Below are 2,961 nucleotides of genomic sequence, written 5' to 3'. Positions count from 1 at the left end.
AAGGGATCTTCCTGGCTGGTTTTACTTGACTTTTTCTCGGTTGTGTTTAGATTGATACCGGTGAGCAAGAACAGACCGTCGGAACAGGATATCCAACAGCATCCACCATGCAACCGGCCTTGCTCATCGTCTTGGCCATTGCGCCACTTGATGTCTGCGCCACGCTCGCCGCTTTGAGTCGACACGCGCAGACTGATCAACTCGGTTACGCAACACCCGGCACGGGCCTCGCGCGTGCTGGGCTTAGTAGTTTCAGATTCATCCGCCCCGGAGGCGATTAGTGGAATATCAACATCTTTCAGCTGAAGAGCTGCAAAGCCAGATTCAACAAACCAGACAAAAAGAAGCACAACTCAAGCAGGCGCTCAGCGAACGCTGGGAAGCTGAAAAGCTCGAGCTTGCGCAAGAGATCCTTGCCATGATTAAGGAGCGCGGTCACGAGATCGACGATATCCTCGATCAGCTCACACCACGCCGCCGGCGCGGAGCAGCCGCGAAGAAAACCGGGAAATCCGGCTCCGGTCGTTATACGAGCTACGTTGACCCGGACAATCCCAACAACGTCTATTCACGCGGTGTCCTGCCGGGCTGGATGAAGGAAAAGATGGCCGCGCTGGGGCTGGACCCAAGCGATAAAGACGATCGTTATTCCTTCAAGACCAATCACCTGCGGCCCATCAAAGCCCAGGACTAGCGCGCCTGCGGCGATTTGCGGCGGGGGAGGGACGCCCCGCCACGCGCTTGCAACCTCTGCTCGGCGCGCTCGCTCAAGAGAGCGATCAGCGCCTCATCCTCCCCCACGAGCGGCGAGATGCGGATCTCCAACCCGGGAAACCGCTCCCGCGCCTGCTCGCAGATCAGCTCGACATCGCCATTGCGGCCCGCATGGCGCCCAGGTCCGATGAACTGCATCCCAATCACCACCCGAGCCTGCGCGTGCTCCTTGCCGATCGCCTCCAGCACCTCGGCGAGCAGGGCGCCGTTGAACGCATAATCCGCCCCGGGGCGCCGCTCCATCGCCGCCTCGCCGAGCAGATAATCACCGCGCGCTAGGCTCTTCAATCGACCCGCCAGCCAGTGCCGCACCGCTGACACCTCTGGGATCGGCGAGCCATGATCGACTAGGAGCGCCTGGATGCGCGTTTCCGTACCCGTTCCCGTGTTGAGGTGATGCATCGCCGTGCGAATCGAGCGATCGAGGATCTCCGCCAGACGTGGCTCGCCGCGTGGCAGCGGGCAGAGTTCATCGGCGACCTCGACCCGAACCTGCATGCCGGCTTCAGCGACCCGCGCGACCGTCTCCGGAATCAGCGTCGTCAAGGCCCGGCTCGGACCGAAGAACAGTGGCACGGCGAGAAAGTCCCGCGTCCCGGCAGCGGCCTGACGCAGGAGAAAAGGCTCGAGCGTGTCGGCGGGTCGCCCATCGAGTGCCTGCGCGGGCACCTTCGAGGAATGCGCCAGCGAGACCGGATGCACCGGCTGGCCGAGCCGCCGCGCGAGGGCGTCGCTGAGGCGTCGCAGTGCCAGGGTCGCATCGGCCCGGCTTGAACCGTTGTCGACGAGCATGATGGTCGTCATCCGTGGCTAGGCTCCTCATGGTGATGAAGACAGCGCGATGAAGGCCGTGCGATCAAACAGCGCGCGATTTTCACGCCTGTTGCGGATGCGCCAAACGTGTACTGCTGGGCGTCAGTTGGCTCAACCACCATCGATCACGCGATCGACCGATTGATTTGGGCTAGGGGCTGCCTCTGCAAGGCTGGTCATCCTTATCGTGCAGCATGTCGCGAATGAAGCTCTGGTCGATCTTCAACACGGCCGTGGGCAGCTGGCGAAAATAGGTCAGCGATGAATAGCCGGTGCCAAAATGGCTAGCGAACGCCGTCGAGACTGACAACAGGCTCTTCGCCGACCACCTCAGCCGTGTGTGTGACGTGTTTAGGCACCACCACCAAGTCGCCGGCCTCGAGCACCGATTCTCGCCCTTGCATGGTCACGCGAAAACGGCCCGAGAGCACGGCATCGATCTTGTCCTCGGCATGATCATGGGGGGGGAAGAACATCCCGGGCGAATACACAAAGCGGGAGACGCGATAACCGCGCCGTTCGAGCTTGTGCCGTAACGCAAGCTCGCTCAAGGGGCCATCGTGATCAGCGTGCCAGTGTTCGATTTGCATGTCGTTCTACTCAATTACATCATCCTCTCATCAGTGTAGTGTACATGCGGGATTCGGCGCGGGCAGCATGCGCCGAGCAACGGCGTCGAGTACCCTAACGGCGGCTTGAGCGGGAAACGCGCGCTCATCGAGACCGGTCTCCGTGAGCACGTGGGGCTTGATGCCCAATCCATCCCGCACAACGTCGTTGCAATGCAATCGCGAGGAGATGCAATGAAGGCGATACAGATGCGTGAGCCGGGCACGCCGGATGTCTTGGCCCTGGTCGAGCTACCGCGCCCGGAGATTCAATCGGCCACCGAGGTGTTGGTGCGCTTGGAAGCGGCTGGGGTGAACCCGGTGGATACCAAGATTCGCGCGCGCGGCACCCTGATTCCGGACACCCTAACAGCGGTGCTTGGCTGCGATGGCGCCGGTGTGGTCGAGGCCGTCGGTGAGGACGTGACGCGGTTCCAACCCGGCGATGCGGTCTGGTTCTGCCACGGTGGCCTGGGCGGGCCGCACGGTAATGATGCCGAATACATCGTGGTCGATGAGGCCATCGCCCAGCCCAAGCCCACCGCGTTGGATTTCGCCGAGGCCGCAGCCGCGCCGCTGGTGCTGATCACGGCCTGGGAGGCGCTCTTCGACCGCGCTGGCCTGCATGAAGGCCAGCGCGTGCTGATCCATGGCGGCGCCGGCGGCGTCGGTCATGTCGCGATTCAGCTCGCCCGGATCGCCGGCGCGCGCGTCGCCACCACCATCAGCAGCGCCGAAAAGGCTAGCTTCGTCCACGAGCTAGGCG

The 2,961-nt window shown here is 62.7% G+C and carries 5 protein-coding genes and 1 pseudogene; 2 read left to right on the top strand and 4 right to left on the bottom strand.

Annotation, left to right across the window (positions count from 1 at the left end; genetic code table 11):
* The coding region (locus tag AC52Q4_RS10025; RefSeq protein WP_495536660.1) for a hypothetical protein at positions 1-200 on the bottom strand (200 nt) is incomplete at its 3' end.
* 80 nt (positions 201-280) lie between these two features.
* On the opposite strand from AC52Q4_RS10025, the gene AC52Q4_RS10020 reads away from it, so the two are divergent.
* Positions 281-694 (top strand): H-NS histone family protein, encoded by a 414-nt coding sequence (locus AC52Q4_RS10020; protein ID WP_495536659.1) that lies wholly within the window; start codon positions 281-283, stop codon positions 692-694.
* On the opposite strand, the gene AC52Q4_RS10015 is transcribed toward AC52Q4_RS10020, so the two are convergent.
* From AC52Q4_RS10015 to AC52Q4_RS10005, 3 genes and pseudogenes are all read right to left on the bottom strand, one after another.
* Positions 691-1,578, bottom strand: coding sequence for a sirohydrochlorin chelatase (locus AC52Q4_RS10015; RefSeq protein ID WP_495536658.1), 888 nt, complete (start codon positions 1,576-1,578; stop codon positions 691-693). The two genes, AC52Q4_RS10020 and AC52Q4_RS10015, sit on opposite strands and share 4 nt — an antisense overlap.
* Before the next feature lie 184 nt (positions 1,579-1,762).
* Positions 1,763-1,867 (bottom strand): annotated as a pseudogene (locus AC52Q4_RS10010) (EAL domain-containing protein); the annotation flags it as partial.
* Between the two features lie 4 nt (positions 1,868-1,871).
* Positions 1,872-2,138, bottom strand: coding sequence for a cupin domain-containing protein (locus AC52Q4_RS10005; protein ID WP_495536657.1), 267 nt, complete (start codon positions 2,136-2,138; stop codon positions 1,872-1,874).
* A 252-nt stretch (positions 2,139-2,390) separates the two neighbouring features.
* Between AC52Q4_RS10005 and AC52Q4_RS10000 the strand changes: the two genes are divergently transcribed.
* Positions 2,391-2,961 (top strand): alcohol dehydrogenase catalytic domain-containing protein (locus tag AC52Q4_RS10000; RefSeq protein ID WP_495536656.1); only part of this gene is annotated, 571 nt, incomplete at its 3' end.

It is taken from the genome of Nitrococcus sp., from assembly GCF_059432795.1.
The sequence above is the reverse complement of the archived record's forward strand: the minus strand, read 5'-3'. Positions and strand labels throughout refer to the sequence as shown.